Genomic DNA, 17,417 nt, shown 5'->3' with positions numbered 1-17,417 from the left:
GTATCAACTTCTGGCGTTGATTTTTGGCACGCTGTTGAGTTCTCAAGGAACGGACGCTTCCTTCGTACTCACCCTCTCGGGCTTTCCTCCGGGCTCTCGTTCTGTTCTTGCGTTTCCGACTCTACCAGACTCTTTCGCGTCCGATTCCCGGTCGAAGCGGGCTTCGCTTTCCAGGTATTCGCTTTCGCGCTTTCCTTTTCGGCGATACCGACTCTATCAGCGTTTCCCTGCCCTTCCGACCACTCTCCGTTTTGCCGAAAGGCATGCGGAAAGAAAGGAAAGGAGGAGATCGACGCTTGAGAGAGGAGTCCCGTCCATGGGGCGTTCGCGAAAAGTTCACACGATGCGTCCCGGCGGGTGTCCCAACACTACACGGCCTCGGGTTCCCACGCAAATCGGATCAGGCGTATGGTCTAGTCCACCGGTCTAGTCCACTAGTCTCCGTGCCGAAGGGCCAGCCCGGATCGGGACCAACATCGGGCGAACCCGAACATCTCGTGACTTATCCTTCTGAGAGTACGCCGTTCGCAACACGTAGTGACGGCGACACGTCGAAGCCCACCCCTGGGAGGCCCCCCATGACCAGCGTGACGTCCCCACTCGCCGGGCACGCCATCGGACTCGCGGCAGTGCCCGATCCGGTGTTCTCCGGTGCCATGGTGGGTCCGGGCACCGCCATCGACCCCGTGCGCGAGCCCTCGGAGGCGGTGTCCCCCGTAGATGGTGTGGTCGTCTCCCTGCACCCGCACGCCTACGTCGTCGTAGACGGTGAGGGCCACGGCGTCCTCACCCACCTCGGGATCGACACCGTCCAGCTCAACGGCGAGGGCTTCGAGCTGCTCGTCAACAAGGGCGACACGGTGACCCGCGGCCAGGCCGTCATCCGCTGGAACCCCGCTGCGGTCGAAGCGGCCGGCAAGTCCCCCGTCTGCCCCGTCGTGGCACTCGAGGCGACCGCCGACTCCCTTTCCGACGTCGTCGAGTCGGGCGACGTGAAGGCTGACGACGTTCTCTTCAGCTGGCAGTGACGCGTCCGCCCGCGAGGGCGAGTCGGACATCCACCGCGGCGGCCGAGCCCGCCGCTCAATCGGAGACGGTGAAATGGAGACAACGCTGCGAGGCGTCGGCGTGAGCCACGGTGTGGCGATCGGCGAGGTTCGGCACATGGGGACGGCGGTTCTCGAGCCGCCGGCCAGGCAGATCACGGCGGATGAGGCGGAGCGCGAACAGGGGCGCGCCCGTCAGGCCGTGGAGGCTGTCTCGGCCGACCTGATCGCGCGCGGCCAGCTGGCCGGCGGCGAGGCCCAGCACGTGCTCGAGGCCCAGGCGATGATCGCCACGGACCCCGAGCTGATGGCGGACGTCGACCGGCGGATCGCCGTCGGCAGCACCGCCGAGCGCGGCATCTACGACGCGTTCGCCGCCTACCGCGTCCTGCTCGCGGGGGCCGGCGAGTACATGGCCGGCCGCGTCGCCGACCTGGACGACGTCCGCAACCGGATCGTGGCGCGTCTGCTCGGCGTGCCGATGCCCGGTGTGCCGGATAGCGACGAGCCGTACGTCCTGATCGCGCGGGACCTCGCTCCCGCCGACACGGCGCTGCTCGACCCGGCCCTGGTGCTCGGCTTCGTGACGGAGGAGGGCGGGCCGACCAGCCACAGCGCGATCCTCGCGCGGGCGCTGGGCGTGCCGGCGATCGTGGCACTGCCGGGCGCCGGCGAGATCGCCGAGGGCACCCTCATCGCCGTCGACGGCAGCACGGGCGACCTGTATGTGGACCCGTCCCCGGAGAAGCGGGCCGAGCTGGAGGCGGCGGCCGCCGAGCGCAAGGCCGCACTCTCCGCCTCGTCCGGCCCGGGTGCCACCTCCGACGGTCACAAGGTGCCGCTGCTGGCGAACGTAGGCGGACCGGCGGACGTGCCGGCGGCCGTCGAGGCCGGGGCCGAGGGCGTGGGGCTGTTCCGCACCGAGTTCCTGTTCCTGGACGACAGCGAGAAGGCGCCGTCCGAGGAGAAGCAGGTCGAGTCGTACCGCAAGGTGCTCGAGGCCTTCCCCGGAGGCCGTGTCGTGGTGCGCGTGCTGGACGCCGGCGCCGACAAGCCGCTGGACTTCCTGACCCCGGCGGACGAGCCGAACCCGGCGCTCGGCGTGCGCGGTCTGCGCGCCCTGCTCGACCACCCGGACGTGCTGCGCACGCAGCTGGTCGCGCTGGCCAGGGCGGCCGAGGGCCTGCCCGTGTACCTCGAGGTCATGGCCCCGATGGTGGCCGACCGGACGGACGCCAAGGCCTTCGCCGACGCGTGCCGTGAGGCGGGGCTGAAGGCGAAGTTCGGTGCGATGGTGGAGATCCCCTCCGCCGCCCTCCGGGCGCGTTCGATCCTCCAGGAGGTCGAGTTCCTGTCGCTGGGCACGAACGACCTGGCCCAGTACGCCTTCGCCGCCGACCGCCAGGTCGGTGCGGTGTCGCGGCTCCAGGATCCGTGGCAGCCGGCGCTGCTCGACCTGATCGCCCTGTCGGCCGAGGCCGCCAGGGCCGAGGGCAAGAGCTGCGGCGTCTGCGGCGAGGCCGCCTCCGACCCGCTGCTGGCCTGTGTGCTGACGGGTCTGGGTGTCACCTCCCTCTCCATGGGTGCCGCCTCGATTCCCTACGTGCGGACGACGCTCGCCAAGCACACGCTCGCGCAGTGCGAGCGGGCCGCTGCCGCGGCGCGCGCGTGCGACAGCGCGGAGCAGGCCCGCAAGGCCGCCCAAGCGGTGTTGTCCGGAGAGTGACCGGACCGGTGTGATCCGAGGATCCGAAGGGCCTTCGCCGGTGGCGAGGGCCCTTCGGCCGCTCGGCGGACGGACCCTCGGCACCAGGCCTTAGTCGTGCGGGCCGGGAACGTCCGCTTCGAAGCCGGGGCAGTACTCGACGCCCGGTTCGGGGGCGACGGGTTCACCGGTGTCGGCGTCGGTGCAGTAGGCGTTGAAGACGGCCGCGGCGGAGAGCGGGGCGAGTCGGCCGCGGTCCAGGTGCCAGCCGTGGACCCGGTCGGGGCGGTCCGCGCCGGTGCTGCGCAGGACCAGGCCCCCGGGGCCGCCCAGGGCGAGACCGGCGGCCAGGACCGTCACGAAGTCGAGTCCCTCCCGGCCTTCGACGCGCGGCGGGGTGTCGGGCTCGTCGGCGACGTCGGCGTGCAGTACGGCGACGAGCTGTTCCGCCTCCGTGGGGACGCTGCAGACGAGGTGGTGGTGGCCGGGGCCGGCTCCGGCCAGGAGGCGTTTGAGCGCGTCGGCCGCGCGCTCGAAGGAGGCGTTGCCGATGTCCTCGCCGCAGTCGGCGCAGCTGCCCACGCCCGCGAGGAGGGTGGTGGCGTACTCCCAGGTGGCCTGTCGGACGGCCTCGTCGACGAGGAGCGGGACCAGTTCGTCGATGGGTTGCCCGCGGTAGGGCAGGAGGGCGCTGCTCCCGGCCAGTTCCGCGGTGAAGCGGCTGCGGGTCTCGGCGGTGTCGGGGTCGAGGCCGTGGTCGGCGCAGTACTCGGCGTACTCCTCGGGGTCGAAGAGCGCGACGCTGGTGTGGATGCCCTGGGCGGTGAGGGACCGGAGCAGGTCCTCGACGTGGCGCAGGTAGTCCTGGTGGTCGTCGAAGGTGAAGCTGCGGTACCGCCGCATGGCCGCGAAGTCCCCGGGGTCGGCCAGCAGGCCTACGGTGCTGGGGGCTTCGCGGCGCAGCGTGCGGCGCCTGCGGGCGCCGGCGGTCCTGGCGGTCCGCGTGGCGCGGTGGCTTCCGGTGTCGTTCTTCGGTGGCATGGCTCCCCCTGAGTGTCGCAGTCACTTGCTCACTCAGGGTAATCACCACCACTGACAGTGACCTTCTCAGCCGCGGCGGGTGCGCGCGAGCTCCTCGTAGAAGTCGAGGAGCTCGAGGCGGTCGACCGAGCCCGGGTTGACGGCCTTGGCCATGGGGGCGCCCTGGAGCAGGCGCTTGACCGGTACCTCGATGCGCTTGCCGGTCAGGGTGTGGGGGATGCCCGGGACTTCGATGACCTCGTCGGGGACGTGCCGCGGGGAGAGCTCCTCGCGGATCGTCGCCTTGATCTTCGCGCGCAGCCCGTCGTCGAGGGTGGCGCCCGGCGCGAGGTGCACGAAGAGCGGCATCCAGTACCCGCCGTTCGCCTCCTCCAGACCGATGACCAGGGATTCCTTGATCTCCGGGAGCCGTTCGACGGCCTCGTAGATGTCGGCGGAGCCCATCCGCACGCCCTGGCGGTTGAGGGTGGAGTCGGAGCGGCCGTGGATGATCACCGAGCCGTGGCCGGTGAGGGTGATCCAGTCCCCGTGCCGCCAGACACCCGGGAACATGTCGAAGTAGCTGTCGCGGTAGCGGCTGCCGTCGGGGTCGTTCCAGAAGCGGATCGGCATGGACGGCATCGGGTTCGCGACGACCAGCTCGCCGACCTCTCCGGTGAGGGGCTTGCCGGAGGGGTCCCAGGACTGCAGGTCCGTGCCGAGGCAGGCGGCCTGCAGTTCGCCGATGTGCACCGGGAGGGTGGGGACCGCGCCGGCGAAGCAGCTGCACACGTCGGTGCCGCCGCTGACGGAGGCGATCCACAGGTCCTCGGCCACCTCGTCGTGGAGCCAGCGGAAGCCGTCGGGCGGGAGCGGGGAGCCCGTGGTCGCGACGCACTTCACGGCGGAGAGGTCGAAGTCGCGGGACGGGTGGACCTCCGCCTTGCGGCAGGCCATGACGTACGCGGCGGAGGTGCCGTAGAGCGTCGCCCCGGTCCGCTCCGCGATGCGCCACTGGGCGCCGGTGTCGGGGTGGCCTGGGCTGCCGTCGTAGAGCACCACGGTCGTGCCGGTGAGCAGGCCGGAGACGAGGAAGTTCCACATCATCCAGCCGGTGGAGGTGTACCAGAAGAACCGGTCCTCCGGGCCGAGGTCGCAGTGCAGGCCGAGCTGTTTCAGGTGTTCGAGGAGGATGCCGCCCTGGGACTGGACGATGGCCTTGGGAAGGCCGGTCGTACCCGAGGAGTACAGGACCCACAGGGGGTGGTCGAAGGGGACCGCCTCGAAGACGGGTGCGGTGTCGCCGGAGGTCAGGTCGGACCAGGCCAGGGCCCCCTCGGGGGCGTCCGTGCCGAGCAGCGGGATGTGGACCAGCGCGCGCAGGGACGGGAGCTCCGCGCGGAGCTCGGCGACGGTGTCGCGGCGGTCGTGCTGCTTGCCGCCGTAGCAGTAGCCGTCCACGGCGAAGAGGACGACGGGCTCGACCTGCTGGAAGCGGTCCAGGACGCTGCGGGCGCCGAAGTCCGGGGCGCAGGAGGTCCAGACGCCTCCGACGGCCGCGGTGGCGAGGAGGGCGACGACGGCCTCGGGGATGTTCGGCAGGTAGCCGCTGATCCGGTCGCCGGGGCGGACGCCGAGGGCGCGCAGCTCGGCGGCGAGCGAGCCCACCTGGCGGCGGAGCTCGGCCCAGCTGACGGGGGTGGTCTCGTGGGTCTCGTCCACGCACAGCAGAGCGGCCTCCCCGGCGCGGGCCGGGTCCTCGGCGGCGCGCAGGGCGTGCTCGGCGTAGTTGAGGGTGGCGCCGGTGAACCAGCGCGTGCCGGGCATGGAGCGGTCGGCGAGGACGGACTCGTACGGGGTGGTGAAGCGGACGTCGAACCACTCGGCGACGGCCTGCCAGAAGGTGTCGAGCTCGTCGACGGACCAGCTGTGCAGGGCCGGGTAGCCGCCGTCGGCGGGGGCTCCGTGGCGCTCGGCGGCCCAGGCCTGGAAGGCGGTGATCCGCGCCGCGGCGATCCGGTCGGGGCCCGGTGCCCAGAGGGGTTCCGGCTGCGTGGCTGAGGTCATGGGTCGGCTCCCGGTCAAGTCTGCGGCTCGCGCTTCGTGTGCGTACGGTGCCATCGCGCGAGGGGTGTGCGCGCGGCGGCTCACTGGGACCATGCCATGTGATCGACATCCGCACCAGAGGCGTCCCGCGCGGTCGCCGGTGGTCGGCGACGGGTGCCGCCGGCGGGTGAACGGCAGCTGAACGCGGTCCCCCCGGCCCGGGGCCGGTGGCAGGGTGATCCGCATGGACGGTCGCGATCTGGTGCGTGCGGTGAAGGACCTCGGTACGGAGCGCGGACGGCGCGCCTGGCGCTCGGCCTGGCGCCATCGGCGCGCGGACGCGGTGGGGCTTCCGCGCCGGGGCGCGGAGCGGGCGCGCGTGCCGGGGCTGCTGACGGGTACGGAGGCGCGGCCGGGCGGCGGCGTGCTTCGGTTCGCCCGCTCGGAGCTGGTGGTCCGGGTCGCCGTGGGCGGCGCCGTGTTCTGGGGCTGGGACGGGGCCCCGCCGACGCCCTCGTACGCGGTGGTGGGCACCGGGCCGGACCCGGATCCGCGGGCCGTCCTGGAACCGGACACCGGGGGCGGCTGGCGGGTGGTGTCGGAGCGGGTGACGGTCGCGGTGTCCCGGCACGGGGCGGTGGAGGTGCGCACGCCCGGCGGGACGGTCCTGCGGCGGGAGCTGCCGCCGCGCTGGTGGGAGCCGGTGGACCCGGCGCGGGGCGGGGCGCGGTGGTCCCAGCGCGGCGAGGTGCCGGCGGACGCCCGGTTCTTCGGGCTGGGCGGACGCGCGGCCGGGCCCCGCCTGCGGGACGGGACGTACCGGCTGTGGAACACGGACCCGGGCGGCGCCTTCGGACCGGGCACCGACCCGCTGTACCTGACGATGCCGGTCCAGCTGGTGGTCGCCGACGCGGGCACGCACCTGGTGTTCCACGACAACTCCTGGGACGGCCGGGTGGTGCTGCGCGAGGGGGAGGAGGGCGCGGGCTCGGGGGCGGACCGCCCCGGTTCGAGCGAACTGCGCATGGACGGCGGGCCGCTGCGGTGCTGGGTCCTGGTGGGGACGCCGGCGCGGGTCCTGCAGGGCTGGGCGGGGCTGACGGGCGCCCCGGCGGTGCCGCCGGAGTGGGCGCTGGGCTACCAGCACGCCCGTTGGGGCTTCGGCAGCGCGGCGGAGGTCCGCCGCGTGGTGGACGGCTACGCCTCGCGGGGGCTCGCGCTGTCGGCCGTGCACCTGGACATCGACCACTACGACGGCCACCGCGCCTTCACAGTGGACCGGGAGCGCTTCCCCGACCTGCCCGAACTCGCCCTGGAGCTGCGCAGGAAGGACGTGCACCTGGTCTCGATCATCGACCCCGCGGTGAAGGCCGGCGACGCCCTGCACGCCTCGGGCCTCTCCGTGGGGGCGGGCGGCGCCTTCGTACGGGACGCACGGGGCCGGGAGGTGCGCGGCGAGGTCTGGCCGGGCGAGTGCGCCTACCCGGACTTCACGGACCCGGCGGTGCGGGAGTGGTGGGGCGGGCTGTACGAGGAGCGGCTCGCGCAGGGCTTCGCCGGCTTCTGGCACGACATGAACGAGCCGGTGTCCTTCGCACCCTTCGGGGACACGACCCTCCCCCGCTCGGCGCGCCACTCCATGGACGGCGCCGGCGGGGACCACCGGTCCGGGCACAACGTGTACGCCCTCACCATGGCGCGGGCCGGCTGGGAGGGGCTGCTGCGGCTGCGGCCCGCCGAGCGGCCGTTCCTCTTCTCCCGGTCCGGCTGGGCGGGGATGCAGCGGTACGGGGGCACGTGGTCCGGTGACGTGGAGTCCAGCTGGGACGGCCTGCGGGCCTCGCTGGCCCTGGTCCTGGGCCTCGGACTGTGCGGGGTGCCGTACTCGGGCCCGGACGTCGGCGGCTTCGGCGGGTCCCCCTCCCCGGAGCTGTACCTGCGCTGGCTCCAACTGGGCGCGTACCTCCCGCTGTTCCGCACGCACTCGGCGCTCTGGGCCGGTCAGCGGGAGCCGTGGGAGTTCGGACCGGAGACGGAGCGGGCCGCCCGCGCGGCCTTGGCGGAGCGCGACCGGCTGCGCCCCTACTTCGTCACCCTGGCCCACCTGGCCCGCCGGACCGGCGCCCCGTACGTGCGGCCGCTGTGGTGGGGGGCGCCGGAGGACCGGGCGCTGCGGGACTGCGAGGACGCCTTCCTGCTGGGCGACGCCCTGCTGGTCGCCCCGGTGCTGGAGTGCGGCGCGGACCGGCGCGCGGTCCGGCTGCCACGCGGGCGGTGGTACGACACCGCCACCGGGGCGGCGCACGAAGGCCCGGGCCAGGTCCTGCTGGACGCCCCGCGCGGGCGGATCCCGGTCCTCGCCCGCGCGGGTGCGCTCCTGCCCGTCCGCTCCCCCGGAGGCGGGGCGGCTCTGGAGGTCTGGGCCCCCGCGCGGGGCCGCACGGGCGGCGGGGTGGTCATCCGGGACGCGGGACCGGGCCCGGCGGCGGGCGAGGCCGAGCGGTACGCCGTGCGGTGGGACGGCGACCGGGTACTGGTGGAGGACGAGGCGGGCGAGGCGGTCCCGGGGGTGAGGGTGCGCGGGCTCTGAGGGGGCCGGAAGCGAGCACGGCGGGCCCCGTCCCGTCCTCGGAGGCGGGCGCACCGGCCGGGTGCGGCCCCTGCAGGGGCCCGTGCGCTACCGCCCGGCCGCAGCGCCTCGGGCGTACCGGCCCGCGAACCACGAGGCCGCCACCTCGGTGTGCAGGGGGAACGCGAGCTCCGTCGGCTCCCTGAGGACGTGCCACCCCGCGGTCTCGTCCGTCGCGGCCGGTGCGGGAAGGTCCGCCGCCGGCCGGACCGGGAGCAGGCCGAAGACCAGCAGGTGACCCGCCGGCGAGCTGAGCGCATCGGCCAGGGCCACGTCCGGGGCGTCGGCCTCGATGCCGGTCTCCTCGCGCAGCTCGCGGACGACCGCCTCGCGCCAGTCCTCGCCGAAGTCGATGAAGCCGCCGGGCAGGGCGACGCCGCCGAGAGCCGGTTCGATGGTGCGGGTGATGACCACGAGGCCGGTGCCGTCGGCGTCCTGGACGGGAAGGAGCGCGACGGCCACCGGGAGCGGATTGCGGTAGGCGGTGGACCCGCACGACGGGCAGGTCCGGGGCCAGGCGGCCGCTTCGAACGGTGTTCCGCAGGTGGAGCAGTGCGAGTCCCTCAGCTGTGCCGGCATCCCGCGATGGTATGCCAAGGACCATGCGTAAGAAGGCTGTTGTGCTCGCTCTGGAGTCGGCGGTGGCGGCGCTCGCCGTGGTGTGGACGGTCGTGGTGCCGCCCGCGGCGGCGGGCCCGACGGGCGGCGTCGCCGGGAGGCTCGCGGCGGGCCCGACGGGCGGCGGCACGGCGCCGGCGGGGCCCTCGTCCGCCCCGCCCGGGTTCGCCGTCCTGTCCGACGTGGACCCCACAATCCGGCAGGACATCCGGTACGCGACCGGTCACAACTTCACCGGCGCCCCGGTCGACGGGTACGAGGAGCCCGTCTGCCTGCTCGCGCGCCCCGCCGCCCGGGCCCTGCGCAGCGCGCAGCGCACCCTGCTGCGGCGCGGCCTCTCGCTGAAGGTCTACGACTGCTACCGGCCGCAGCGGGCCGTGGACCGGTTCGTCCGGTGGGCCGGGGACCCCGCCGACCAGGGCACCAAGGCCGCGTACTACCCGGACGTCGACAAGGACCGCCTGATCCCCGAGGGCTACATCGCCGCGAAGTCGGGCCATTCCCGCGGGAGCACCCTCGACGTCACCCTCGTACGGCTGTCCGCCTCCCGCGAGGTCGACATGGGAACCGCCTTCGACTTCTTCGGCCCGCTCTCCCACACCGACAGCGCGGCCGTCTCCCCCGCCGCCCGCGCCCACCGCGACCTGCTCCGCCAGGCGCTCGGCGAGCAGGGCTTCGTCAACCTGCCCCAGGAATGGTGGCACTTCACGTACCGGCCCGAGGCGTTCCCCGACACCGCATTCGACTTCCCCGTCACTGTCGCGGCCGTCCGGCCGTGAGTACCGTGCCCGCATGACGCCTTCGGGCATCCGGGCTGGTCGCTGCGCGGGGACGCGCAGATGATCCGGATGATGCCGGCCGGGCGGGACGCCGAGCTCGCGGAGATCGCGCAGAAGTGGCTCGCCGAGAACCGGTGACCCCGCGGCCCTCCCGTGCCAGAATCTGACGATCCGTCAGCGACGATGCACGGGAGGAACCTTGGCACGCACGCGCACCCCCGTAGTGAGCGGATGGTTCACGGGGGAGGAAGCAGCGGCACCGAACGGCCGGCCGGGCGCCTTCCGCCTGCTCGGGACCCGCTGCTCCGCCTGCACCGCGGTGTTCTTCCCCCGCGAGGACGTCCACTGCCGCAACCCGCACTGCCCCGGCGGCGGCGAGCTCGCCGAGGTTCCGCTGTCGCCCCGGGGCCGGGTCTGGTCCTACACCGACGGGCGGTACCGGCCCCCCGCCCCGTACGTCTGCGACCCCGCCGAGCCCTGGGTTCCGTACACCCTGGTCGCCGTGGAGCTGGAGGCCGAGCGGATGGTCGTGCTCGGGCAGGCCGCGCCCGGGATCGGCGTCGCCGATCTCGAGGTGGGCATGGAGGTCGAGGTGGTCGGCGGGGTCCTGAACGAGACCCCCGACACCACCTGGACGACCTGGCACTTCAAGCCGGTGGGAGGAGCGTCGTGAGCGTCGCGGACATCGCCGTCCTGGGGGCCGGAATGCACCCCTGGGGCAAATGGGGCCGCAGTTTCGTCGAGTACGGCCGGACCGCGGCCCGGGCCGCGCTCGCCGACGCGGGCCTGGACTGGAGGGACGTCCAGTCGGTCGTCGGGGCGGACACCGTGCGGTCCGGATACCCGGGCTACGTGGCCGGGGCCACCTTCGCCCGGGCGCTCGGCTGGCAGGGCGCGCGGGTCACCAGCGTGTACGCGGCCTGCGCGTCGGGCGCCCAGGCCATCGGAGCGGCCCGCGCACAGATCCTGGCGGGGCTGGCGGACGTGGTGCTCGTGGTGGGCGCGGACGCGGCTCCCAAAGGGTTCTTCGCGCCGGCCGGGGGCGACCGCCCCGACGACCCGGACTGGCTGCGGTTCCGCGTGCTGGGGGCCACCAACCCGGCGTACTTCGCGCTGTACGCCCGCCGCCGGATGGCCGTGTACGGGGACACCCCGGAGGACTTCGCCCGGGTCAAGGTGAAGAACGCGGCCGCCGGCGTGCTCAACCCCAACGCCCGCTACCGCAAGGCGGTGACGGCCGAGGAGGTCGCGGCCTCGGCGGTGGTGGCCGATCCGCTGCGGCTGCTCGACATCTGCGCGACCTCGGACGGGGGCGCGGCCCTGGTGCTGTCCGGCATGGACTTCGCCCGTTCGCGCGGCGTCGCCGACCCGGTGCGCATCCGGGCCGTTTCGACGGTCACCCCGACCTACCCCCGGACCGTCCTGGACCTGCCCGACATCGCCACCGACTCGGCGGTGGCGGTGGAGCCGGCCGCCGGCTCCTTCCGCGCCGCGCTGGCGCGGGCGGCGTACGAGGAGGCGGGACTGGGGCCGGCCGACCTCTCCCTCGCCGAGGTGTACGACCTGTCGACCGCCCTGGAGCTGGAGTGGTACGAGGACCTCGGCTTCTGCGGGGCGGGCGAGGGGGCCAAGCTCGTACGGGAGGGCGCGACGGCCCTGGGCGGGCGTCTTCCGGTCAACACGAGCGGCGGGCTGGCCTCGTTCGGCGAGGCGGTACCGGCGCAGGCGATCGCGCAGGTCTGCGAGCTGACGTGGCAGTTGCGCGGGACGGCCGGGGAGCGGCAGGTTCCGGGCGCGCGGGCCGGTATCACGGCCAACCAGGGGTTGTTCGGGCACGGTTCGGCCGTGGTGGCGGTGCGGTGACCGCTCGCGCGGGGCCGTCGGGCGCCCCGGGCGCGGGCAGCCGCCGGGGCGCACCGACCGGGCCCGCACAGCGCCGGCCGAGCCGGACGGCGCGGGCAGCGCGGGCGCGGGCAGGGCGGGCAGCCGAACAGGGCTCCGACCAGGCGTGTCCCCCGCGTGCTGTCCGAACGCTTGACGGCCCCCGGCGGCAGGTTCACACTCGCTCCACGGTCCCGCTCCACGGCCCCCGGCCGCGACCGGGACCCCCTGATCCCCCCGGGAGAGCTGCGGCCCGTACCCCAGTCGGCGGGGGTACGGGCCGCTTTCTGTCAGGCTCCGGCCGAGAGGCTCCGGCGGCGGGCGCGGGCCAGCGACATCGCGTGTTCCACGACCCCCACCAGTACGTCCTTCACGGACTCCCGGTCCCGGGCGTCGCACAGCAGCACCGGTACGCCCGCGTCGAGGTCGAGCGCGTCCCGGACGGTCACCACCGGGTGCCGGTCCGCGCCGTCGAAGCAGTTGACCGCGACCACGAAGGGGATCTCACGCCGCTCGAAGTAGTCGACCGCGGCGAAGCAGTCGGCGAGGCGGCGGGTGTCCGCGAGGACCACCGCGCCCAGCGAGCCCTGGGCCAGCTCGTCCCACAGGAACCAGAACCGGTCCTGTCCGGGGGTCCCGAACAGGTACAGCACCAGGTCCTCGCGGAGCGTGATGCGCCCGAAGTCCATGGCCACCGTGGTGGTGCTCTTCCCCTCCACTCCCCCGGTGTCGTCGATGCCGATGCCCGGCTCCGAGAGCCGTTCCTCGGTGCGCAGCGGTCTGATCTCGCTCACCGCACTGACCAGGGTGGTCTTGCCCACCCCGAAACCGCCCGCGACCAGGATCTTCAAGGTCAGCGGCTCGACCGGCGACACGGCATGCATCGCGCCGGTGCGGCTAGAGCGCCCGAAGGCCATCGATCACCTCACGCAGTATGGATTCGTCGGGCAGTTCGGCCGGAGGTACCGGCCGGGTCACGTGGACCAGTCCGTCGTCGGCGAGGTCGCCGATCAGCACGCGCACGACCCCGACGGCGAGGTCGAGTTCCGCCGCGAGTTCGGCGACGGACTGCGGCCGGCCCCGGCACAGCCCGAGGATGTCGGCGTGTTCCGGGGACAGGGTCATGTCCCAGACCGGATCGTCGGCCGCCGCTTCGGCGACGACGAGCGCGATCAGGTCGAGCCGGTGCTGCCCCGCGTGGCTGGTCCGCCCGCGGGTCATCGCGTACGGACGTACGACGGGACCCGCGTCGTCGTCGAACCAGTGCGGGTGGTCGGGGGAGGCGGCGCCGTCCGCGGCCGGCGTGGGGGCGGCGGGGTGGTCCTGGCCGGAATCAGTCATGCCGTACGACTCACCCTCCGGCTGGCAGCCCGGTGCGCGGGGCGGTCGCCAGGTGGTCGCCCACTCGCTTGACCATCAGCGTCATCTCGTACGCGACCTGGCCGACGTCGGAGTCGGCGTCGGAGAGCACGGCGAGGCAGCTGCCGTCGCCGGCCGCCATGACGAAGAGGAAGGCCTCGTCGAGCTCGACCACGGTCTGGCGGACCCGGCCGGAGTCGAAGTGGCGGCCCACCCCCTTGGCCAGGCTGTGGAAGCCGGAGGCGACCGCGGCGAGGTGCTCGCCGTCCTCGCGGGTCAGGTCCTTGGAGGTGCCGGTCGGCAGGCCGTCGCCCGAGAGGACCACCGCCTTACGGATGGAACCGACCTTGTCGACCAGCTCGTCCAGGAGCCAGTTGAGCGGGCCGGAGCCGCGGCCCCTGTAGTCGTTGCCGGTCTGCGGTGCGGTCATCGACCGTCCCCTTCGTTCTCGTGCGCGGGCCCGGTGGCGGCGGGGGTGCCCGCCCCGGTCTCGGACTTCTGCTGTGCCTGCTGGCTGCGGCCCGCCGTCCAGCCGCGCTGGAGTGCGGACATGCGGGCCCGCACGTCCTCCGCGTCGCGGTCTTCGGCCGTGTCGTCGGCGGTGTCCCGGGCGGCGGCAGGGCCGGCCGCGCTCTTCAACTGTGGTGCCAGGCTGGCCTGGCGGACCCGTCGGGGCAGCAGCCCGGCGCCGCCCGGGGCGGGGGCGGGGGCGGCCCCGCCGGTGGGGGCGGACGGCGGCACGGCGCTGACGGGCCGGGGATCGACGCGGCGGCCGTGGTCGGCGACCAGGGTCGGGGCGGGGCGGCGGCGGGGCAGCGGCACGGCTCCCGTGCCGCGCAGGCCGTCGGGACGTGGCACGTCAGGACGGGGCGCCTCCGGGCGGGCCCGGTCGGGGCGGGCGCCGTCGGGGCGTGTTCCGTCCGTGCGGGCGCTGTCCAGGCGGGCGCTGTCCAGGCGGACCGGGCCGGTGGGGGCGAGCGGCTCACGGCCGCCCGCGCGGACCGCACCGCCCCGGTCGGAGCGGGAGTCCGGGCGGCGGTCCGGCCGGCGGTCGACGTGGCGCGGTTCGGCCTGCCGCTGCTCGGGCCGATCGGTGTGCGCCCGGTCTGCGGGTCGCAGGCCCAGCAGTGCGCTGCGCGGGGTGCCGGTCGGCGGGGTCTCGTCGTCCAGCGTCGCCATGGCCGGGCGGCCGCCGACGCCGGTGAGCCCCGTGATCCCGGTGGTGGCGGCGTCCGGGGCGGCCGGGTCGTCGAGCAGGGCGGCCGGGTCGTCGAGGCCGTCGATCCCGAGGACGCCCAGCGGGGCCTCCAGCTCGACCGGGCCGCGCAGGTCGGCCGCCGGAAGGGAGCGGCCGGACGGTCCGCGCTCCACGGCGGAGGCCGTCCGCCCGGACGGGACGGCGCCGGGCCTGCCCGGTGCTCCGGCCGGACCGGGCTTCCCCGGCTTGCCGGACATGCCGGCGCCCACGACGGCGCCGTTCAGCCGCAGGCCGGTGCCGTTGGTCTCGGGGGCCTCGGTCAGCAGGGCCACCGGGAGGAAGACCACCGCGGTGGTCCCTCCGTAGGGACTGTGCTGGAGGACGACCTTGACGCCGTGGCGCTGCGCGAGGCGGCTGACCACGAAGAGGCCGAGGCGGTCGGTGTCGGACAGCTCGAACTCGGGGGTCTCGGCGAGCCGGAGGTTCGCGTCGAGCAGCGCTTCCGGGTTCATGCCGAGGCCGCGGTCGTGGATCTCCAGGGTGAAGCCGTTGGCGACGCGTTCGCCGTGCACCTGGACCGCGGTGTGGGGCGGGGAGAACACGGTGGCGTTCTCCAGGAGTTCGGCGACGAGGTGGGTGACGTCCGCGACGGCGGGTCCGGCGATGCCCAGGCGCGGGAGGCGGCGCACCTCGATCCGCTCGTAGTCCTCGACCTCGGCGACGGCGGCCCGTACGACGTCCATCAGCTGGACGGGCTTGCGCCACTGGCGGGAGGGCGCCGCGCCGGAGAGGATCACGAGACCCTCGGCGTGGCGCCGCATGCGGGTGGTCATGTGGTCGAGGCGGAAGAGGTCGGCGAGCTCGTCGGTGTCCTCGGTGCGGCGCTCCATCGTGTCGAGGAGCGTCAGCTGGCGGTGCAGCAGCACCTGGTTGCGGCGGGCGAGGTTGACGAAGACCTCGGAGACGCCGCGGCGCAGCTCCGCCTGCTTGACGGCGGCCTCGACGGCGGCGCGCTGGAGGGTGTTGAGGGCTTGGCCGACCTGGCCGACCTCGTCCTTCTCGTACTCCAGGCGGGGGGCCTCGGTCTCCACGTCGACGTGCTCGCCGGCGGCGAGGCGGCGCATCACGCCCGGCAGGCGGACGCCGGAGGCCTCGTGGGCCTCCTTGCGGAGCCGGGAGAGGTCGCGGACCAGGTCGCGGCCGATGCGCACGGAGAGGACCAGCGACACGGTCAGCGCGATGAAGCCGAGGACGCCGGCGACGGCGGCCTGGACCAGGACGTCCATGGCGACGGGCTCGACGCGCTTCTGGTAGCCGTCACCGGCCTCGGTGCCCATGGCGGCGAGGTCGTCGAGGACCTTGTTCGCGGTCTCGTCCCATTGGGCGGCGGTGACACCGCGGGGGGTCTTGGCCGCACCGGCGGAGAGGAAGCGCTCCTCCGCGTCGCGCAGGGCCTTGGACTCGGTGCCGGTCCAGTACTGCTCGAAACGCTGCCGGTCGGCGGCCGGGAGGATCGCGAGGTTGAACTCGTAGAGCAGGGTGCGGTTCGCGGCGAGGTCGGAGACGCGGCGGAGGTCGGGCGCGCCGATCTTCCCGGCGGCGAGGGCCGAGGCGATGACGGCGTCCTCGCGGGAGAGGGTCTCGCGGGCCCGGGTGATTCCGACGAGGGCCCGGCCCTGCTTGTCCATCTCGACGTTCTCCAGGGCGTGGAGATTCATGAGGAACTCGTAGCAGGGGTCGACGAGGCGGCTGTACAGCTCCAGGGCCTGACCGGGGTCGAGGGTGTTCTGGTCGACGGAGCGGCGGAGGGTGCCGATGCCCTGGTAGGCGGCGAGGATCGAGTGCAGGCGCTGGGCGTTCTGCGGGCTCAGCTCGTCGACGACCTCGGAGTCGCGGGCCCTCTCGCTGATCTTGTCGACGGCCTCGTCGGTGGCGGCCCGCCGCTTGGCCAGCTCGGCGGTGGCGGCGGAGGCGCGGGGGTCGCCGATGACGACGAGGGTCTGGCGGCGCTCCTTCTGGATGACGCGGACGACGTCCTCGATCGGGTAGCCGACCTTGTCGATGACGTACGCGACGTCCAGGAGCTGGAGGGCCTGGCGGCCGGTGATGACCGTCGAGAAGCCCCAGAGGGCGGTCAGGGAGACGAGCGGCACAAGAAGCAACGCCACGATCTTCCGGCGGATGGATTTCCCGCGAAAGCGCATGGCCTCCCCAGCCTCCCCAGCTCAACCCCGTTGTCGGAGGTCGGTGTTCCGTCATTTAAACGGCGTGAGCCTACTACTGCCGAGCAGCGGCCTCGAAGGCGTGTCCGGACGTTTTCGGCCGGACCTCTGGGCGGAGATCGGGAGTTGTCCGATACTTCCGGTCAACGGCGGCCCGATATGTGTCAGATGGCACCTGGTGGGGCGTCAGTTCCCGTAATTCGATGGATGGCTGGAACTGTTCGTTCCGCGATCATCCTGGCCTGGGGGGATGCCCGCGTGCGGGAATCTCCCGTCCGCGCCGGACGTCATTCTGTTCGAGGGGACGCTTTGGGGTACGCGTTGGGGTAGACGTGGTGCGGCAGGCGTGGCGGACCGCGCGGTGGGGAGTGAGCGGACCATGAGCAGGTACGAGGAAAGCGTCGCCGGTGGCGTCGGGCGGAGCGCCGCACGGGGGCTGTGGGTGGAGGAGCCGGCCCGGCGCCGCCGGATGCCCGATTCCGTCCGGGCGTCGGCGGTGCGGGCGGTGCTGATCGTGGCCGTGACCCTGACCCAGGCGACGGTCGCGTTCTTCCTGACGCTGACCGGCTCCTGGCTGGCCTTCCCGATGGCGCTCGGGGCGGTGGCGGGGACGATCGTGGCGACGTGGGGCGTGCTGGACGTGTGGATCACCCGGCAGACGTGGAACCAGCGGTACGGGGTCCTGTCCGAGCCCAGCAGCACGGCGCGCCGGCGGCGCCGGGAGGCCCGGCGCGAGGCTCGGCGGGCGGCGCGCGAGCCGGGTCCGGACCGCATGTCCCGGGAGGACGGACCCCTGACGGCCTTCGGCCGCCGCTAGGGCGTGTCCGGGGCGCCGGACGGTCCGGGGGCCCGCCCGTCGGCCCGGGGCGCCCGCCGGTAGCGGGCCCCGGTCGCGGCCACCCGCGCACCGCGCG

At 74.0% G+C, this 17,417-nt stretch carries 14 protein-coding genes and 1 pseudogene; 8 read left to right on the top strand and 7 right to left on the bottom strand.

All coding sequences use genetic code 11. The annotated features are described in order from the left end of the window. The first annotated feature begins 578 nt into the window (after window positions 1–578). Together ACFWU6_RS32085 and ptsP are read left to right on the top strand one after the other, a co-directional pair. Window positions 579–1,028, top strand: coding sequence for a PTS glucose transporter subunit IIA (locus ACFWU6_RS32085; protein ID WP_383806561.1), 450 nt, complete (start codon window positions 579–581; stop codon window positions 1,026–1,028). Window positions 1,029–1,101: 73 nt separating this feature from the next. Continuing rightward, the gene (gene ptsP, locus ACFWU6_RS32080; protein WP_383806564.1) at window positions 1,102–2,772 is read left to right on the top strand and encodes a phosphoenolpyruvate--protein phosphotransferase; all 1,671 of its coding nucleotides are present in this window, start codon (window positions 1,102–1,104) and stop codon (window positions 2,770–2,772) included. A gap of 90 nt (window positions 2,773–2,862) precedes the next feature. On the opposite strand, the gene ACFWU6_RS32075 is transcribed toward ptsP, so the two are convergent. Together ACFWU6_RS32075 and ACFWU6_RS32070 are read right to left on the bottom strand one after the other, a co-directional pair. After that, window positions 2,863–3,792 carry a hypothetical protein gene (locus ACFWU6_RS32075; protein WP_383984786.1) on the bottom strand — a complete coding sequence of 310 codons (930 nt, stop codon included), beginning with the start codon at window positions 3,790–3,792 and terminating at the stop codon, window positions 2,863–2,865. A 66-nt stretch (window positions 3,793–3,858) separates the two neighbouring features. Next, window positions 3,859–5,838 carry an acetoacetate--CoA ligase gene (locus ACFWU6_RS32070; RefSeq protein ID WP_383984783.1) on the bottom strand — a complete coding sequence of 660 codons (1,980 nt, stop codon included), beginning with the start codon at window positions 5,836–5,838 and terminating at the stop codon, window positions 3,859–3,861. A gap of 223 nt (window positions 5,839–6,061) precedes the next feature. On the opposite strand from ACFWU6_RS32070, the gene ACFWU6_RS32065 reads away from it, so the two are divergent. Then, complete coding sequence (locus ACFWU6_RS32065) at window positions 6,062–8,407, top strand: TIM-barrel domain-containing protein (protein ID WP_383984780.1); 2,346 nt, start codon at window positions 6,062–6,064, stop codon at window positions 8,405–8,407. 87 nt (window positions 8,408–8,494) lie between these two features. On the opposite strand, the gene ACFWU6_RS32060 is transcribed toward ACFWU6_RS32065, so the two are convergent. Further along, window positions 8,495–9,025, bottom strand: a complete 531-nt coding sequence (locus ACFWU6_RS32060) for an NUDIX domain-containing protein (protein ID WP_383984777.1) — start codon at window positions 9,023–9,025, stop codon at window positions 8,495–8,497. A gap of 23 nt (window positions 9,026–9,048) precedes the next feature. Here ACFWU6_RS32060 and ACFWU6_RS32055 point away from each other — a divergent pair, with 23 nt between their 5' ends. From ACFWU6_RS32055 to ACFWU6_RS32040, 4 genes and pseudogenes are all read left to right on the top strand, one after another. Further along, the gene (locus ACFWU6_RS32055) at window positions 9,049–9,843 is read left to right on the top strand and encodes a M15 family metallopeptidase (RefSeq protein ID WP_383984774.1); all 795 of its coding nucleotides are present in this window, start codon (window positions 9,049–9,051) and stop codon (window positions 9,841–9,843) included. Window positions 9,844–9,864: 21 nt separating this feature from the next. Beyond that, window positions 9,865–9,981 (top strand): annotated as a pseudogene (locus ACFWU6_RS32050) (DUF962 domain-containing protein); the annotation flags it as partial. Window positions 9,982–10,042: 61 nt separating this feature from the next. Further along, entirely contained in the window at window positions 10,043–10,516 is a 474-nt protein-coding gene (locus ACFWU6_RS32045; protein ID WP_383806581.1) for a Zn-ribbon domain-containing OB-fold protein, read from the top strand. Continuing rightward, window positions 10,513–11,706 carry a lipid-transfer protein gene (locus ACFWU6_RS32040; RefSeq protein WP_383806584.1) on the top strand — a complete coding sequence of 398 codons (1,194 nt, stop codon included), beginning with the start codon at window positions 10,513–10,515 and terminating at the stop codon, window positions 11,704–11,706. Before ACFWU6_RS32045 ends, ACFWU6_RS32040 begins: the two co-directional genes overlap by 4 nt. A 308-nt stretch (window positions 11,707–12,014) precedes the next feature. On the opposite strand, the gene ACFWU6_RS32035 is transcribed toward ACFWU6_RS32040, so the two are convergent. Genes ACFWU6_RS32035 through ACFWU6_RS32020 form a run of 4 tightly spaced genes read right to left on the bottom strand, consistent with a single transcriptional unit; the run spans window position 12,015 to window position 16,449 of the window. Beyond that, window positions 12,015–12,641, bottom strand: coding sequence for an ATP/GTP-binding protein (locus ACFWU6_RS32035; protein ID WP_383806586.1), 627 nt, complete (start codon window positions 12,639–12,641; stop codon window positions 12,015–12,017). Continuing rightward, on the bottom strand, window positions 12,622–13,065 hold the full coding sequence (locus tag ACFWU6_RS32030; RefSeq protein WP_383984771.1) for a DUF742 domain-containing protein: 444 nt from the start codon (window positions 13,063–13,065) through the stop codon (window positions 12,622–12,624). Before ACFWU6_RS32030 ends, ACFWU6_RS32035 begins: the two co-directional genes overlap by 20 nt. A gap of 10 nt (window positions 13,066–13,075) precedes the next feature. Continuing rightward, window positions 13,076–13,513 carry a roadblock/LC7 domain-containing protein gene (locus tag ACFWU6_RS32025; RefSeq protein WP_383806591.1) on the bottom strand — a complete coding sequence of 146 codons (438 nt, stop codon included), beginning with the start codon at window positions 13,511–13,513 and terminating at the stop codon, window positions 13,076–13,078. Beyond that, the gene (locus tag ACFWU6_RS32020) at window positions 13,510–16,449 is read right to left on the bottom strand and encodes a nitrate- and nitrite sensing domain-containing protein (RefSeq protein ID WP_383984768.1); all 2,940 of its coding nucleotides are present in this window, start codon (window positions 16,447–16,449) and stop codon (window positions 13,510–13,512) included. The genes ACFWU6_RS32025 and ACFWU6_RS32020 overlap by 4 nt, the downstream gene beginning before the upstream one ends. Window positions 16,450–16,882: 433 nt before the next feature. Between ACFWU6_RS32020 and ACFWU6_RS32015 the strand changes: the two genes are divergently transcribed. Further along, window positions 16,883–17,320 carry a hypothetical protein gene (locus ACFWU6_RS32015; protein WP_383984765.1) on the top strand — a complete coding sequence of 146 codons (438 nt, stop codon included), beginning with the start codon at window positions 16,883–16,885 and terminating at the stop codon, window positions 17,318–17,320. The last annotated feature ends 97 nt before the right edge of the window (window positions 17,321–17,417 follow it).

Source organism: Streptomyces sp. NPDC058674 (assembly GCF_042716505.1).
Classification (GTDB): Bacteria; Actinomycetota; Actinomycetes; order Streptomycetales; family Streptomycetaceae; genus Streptomyces.
This window is presented reverse-complemented; position numbering and strand designations above follow the sequence as displayed.

What these genes read in the sequence shown, in the direction of transcription:
- ACFWU6_RS32070 (WP_383984783.1), bottom strand. Translation starts at nt 5,838, where the DNA reads ATGACCTCAGCCACGCAGCCGGAACCCCTCTGGGCACCGGGCCCCGAC.
- ptsP (WP_383806564.1), top strand. Translation starts at nt 1,102, where the DNA reads ATGGAGACAACGCTGCGAGGCGTCGGCGTGAGCCACGGTGTGGCGATC.
- ACFWU6_RS32030 (WP_383984771.1), bottom strand. Translation starts at nt 13,065, where the DNA reads ATGACTGATTCCGGCCAGGACCACCCCGCCGCCCCCACGCCGGCCGCG.
- ACFWU6_RS32065 (WP_383984780.1), top strand. Translation starts at nt 6,062, where the DNA reads ATGGACGGTCGCGATCTGGTGCGTGCGGTGAAGGACCTCGGTACGGAG.
- ACFWU6_RS32035 (WP_383806586.1), bottom strand. Translation starts at nt 12,641, where the DNA reads ATGGCCTTCGGGCGCTCTAGCCGCACCGGCGCGATGCATGCCGTGTCG.
- ACFWU6_RS32060 (WP_383984777.1), bottom strand. Translation starts at nt 9,025, where the DNA reads ATGCCGGCACAGCTGAGGGACTCGCACTGCTCCACCTGCGGAACACCG.
- ACFWU6_RS32025 (WP_383806591.1), bottom strand. Translation starts at nt 13,513, where the DNA reads ATGACCGCACCGCAGACCGGCAACGACTACAGGGGCCGCGGCTCCGGC.
- ACFWU6_RS32085 (WP_383806561.1), top strand. Translation starts at nt 579, where the DNA reads ATGACCAGCGTGACGTCCCCACTCGCCGGGCACGCCATCGGACTCGCG.
- ACFWU6_RS32075 (WP_383984786.1), bottom strand. Translation starts at nt 3,792, where the DNA reads ATGCCACCGAAGAACGACACCGGAAGCCACCGCGCCACGCGGACCGCC.
- ACFWU6_RS32055 (WP_383984774.1), top strand. Translation starts at nt 9,049, where the DNA reads ATGCGTAAGAAGGCTGTTGTGCTCGCTCTGGAGTCGGCGGTGGCGGCG.
- ACFWU6_RS32015 (WP_383984765.1), top strand. Translation starts at nt 16,883, where the DNA reads ATGAGCAGGTACGAGGAAAGCGTCGCCGGTGGCGTCGGGCGGAGCGCC.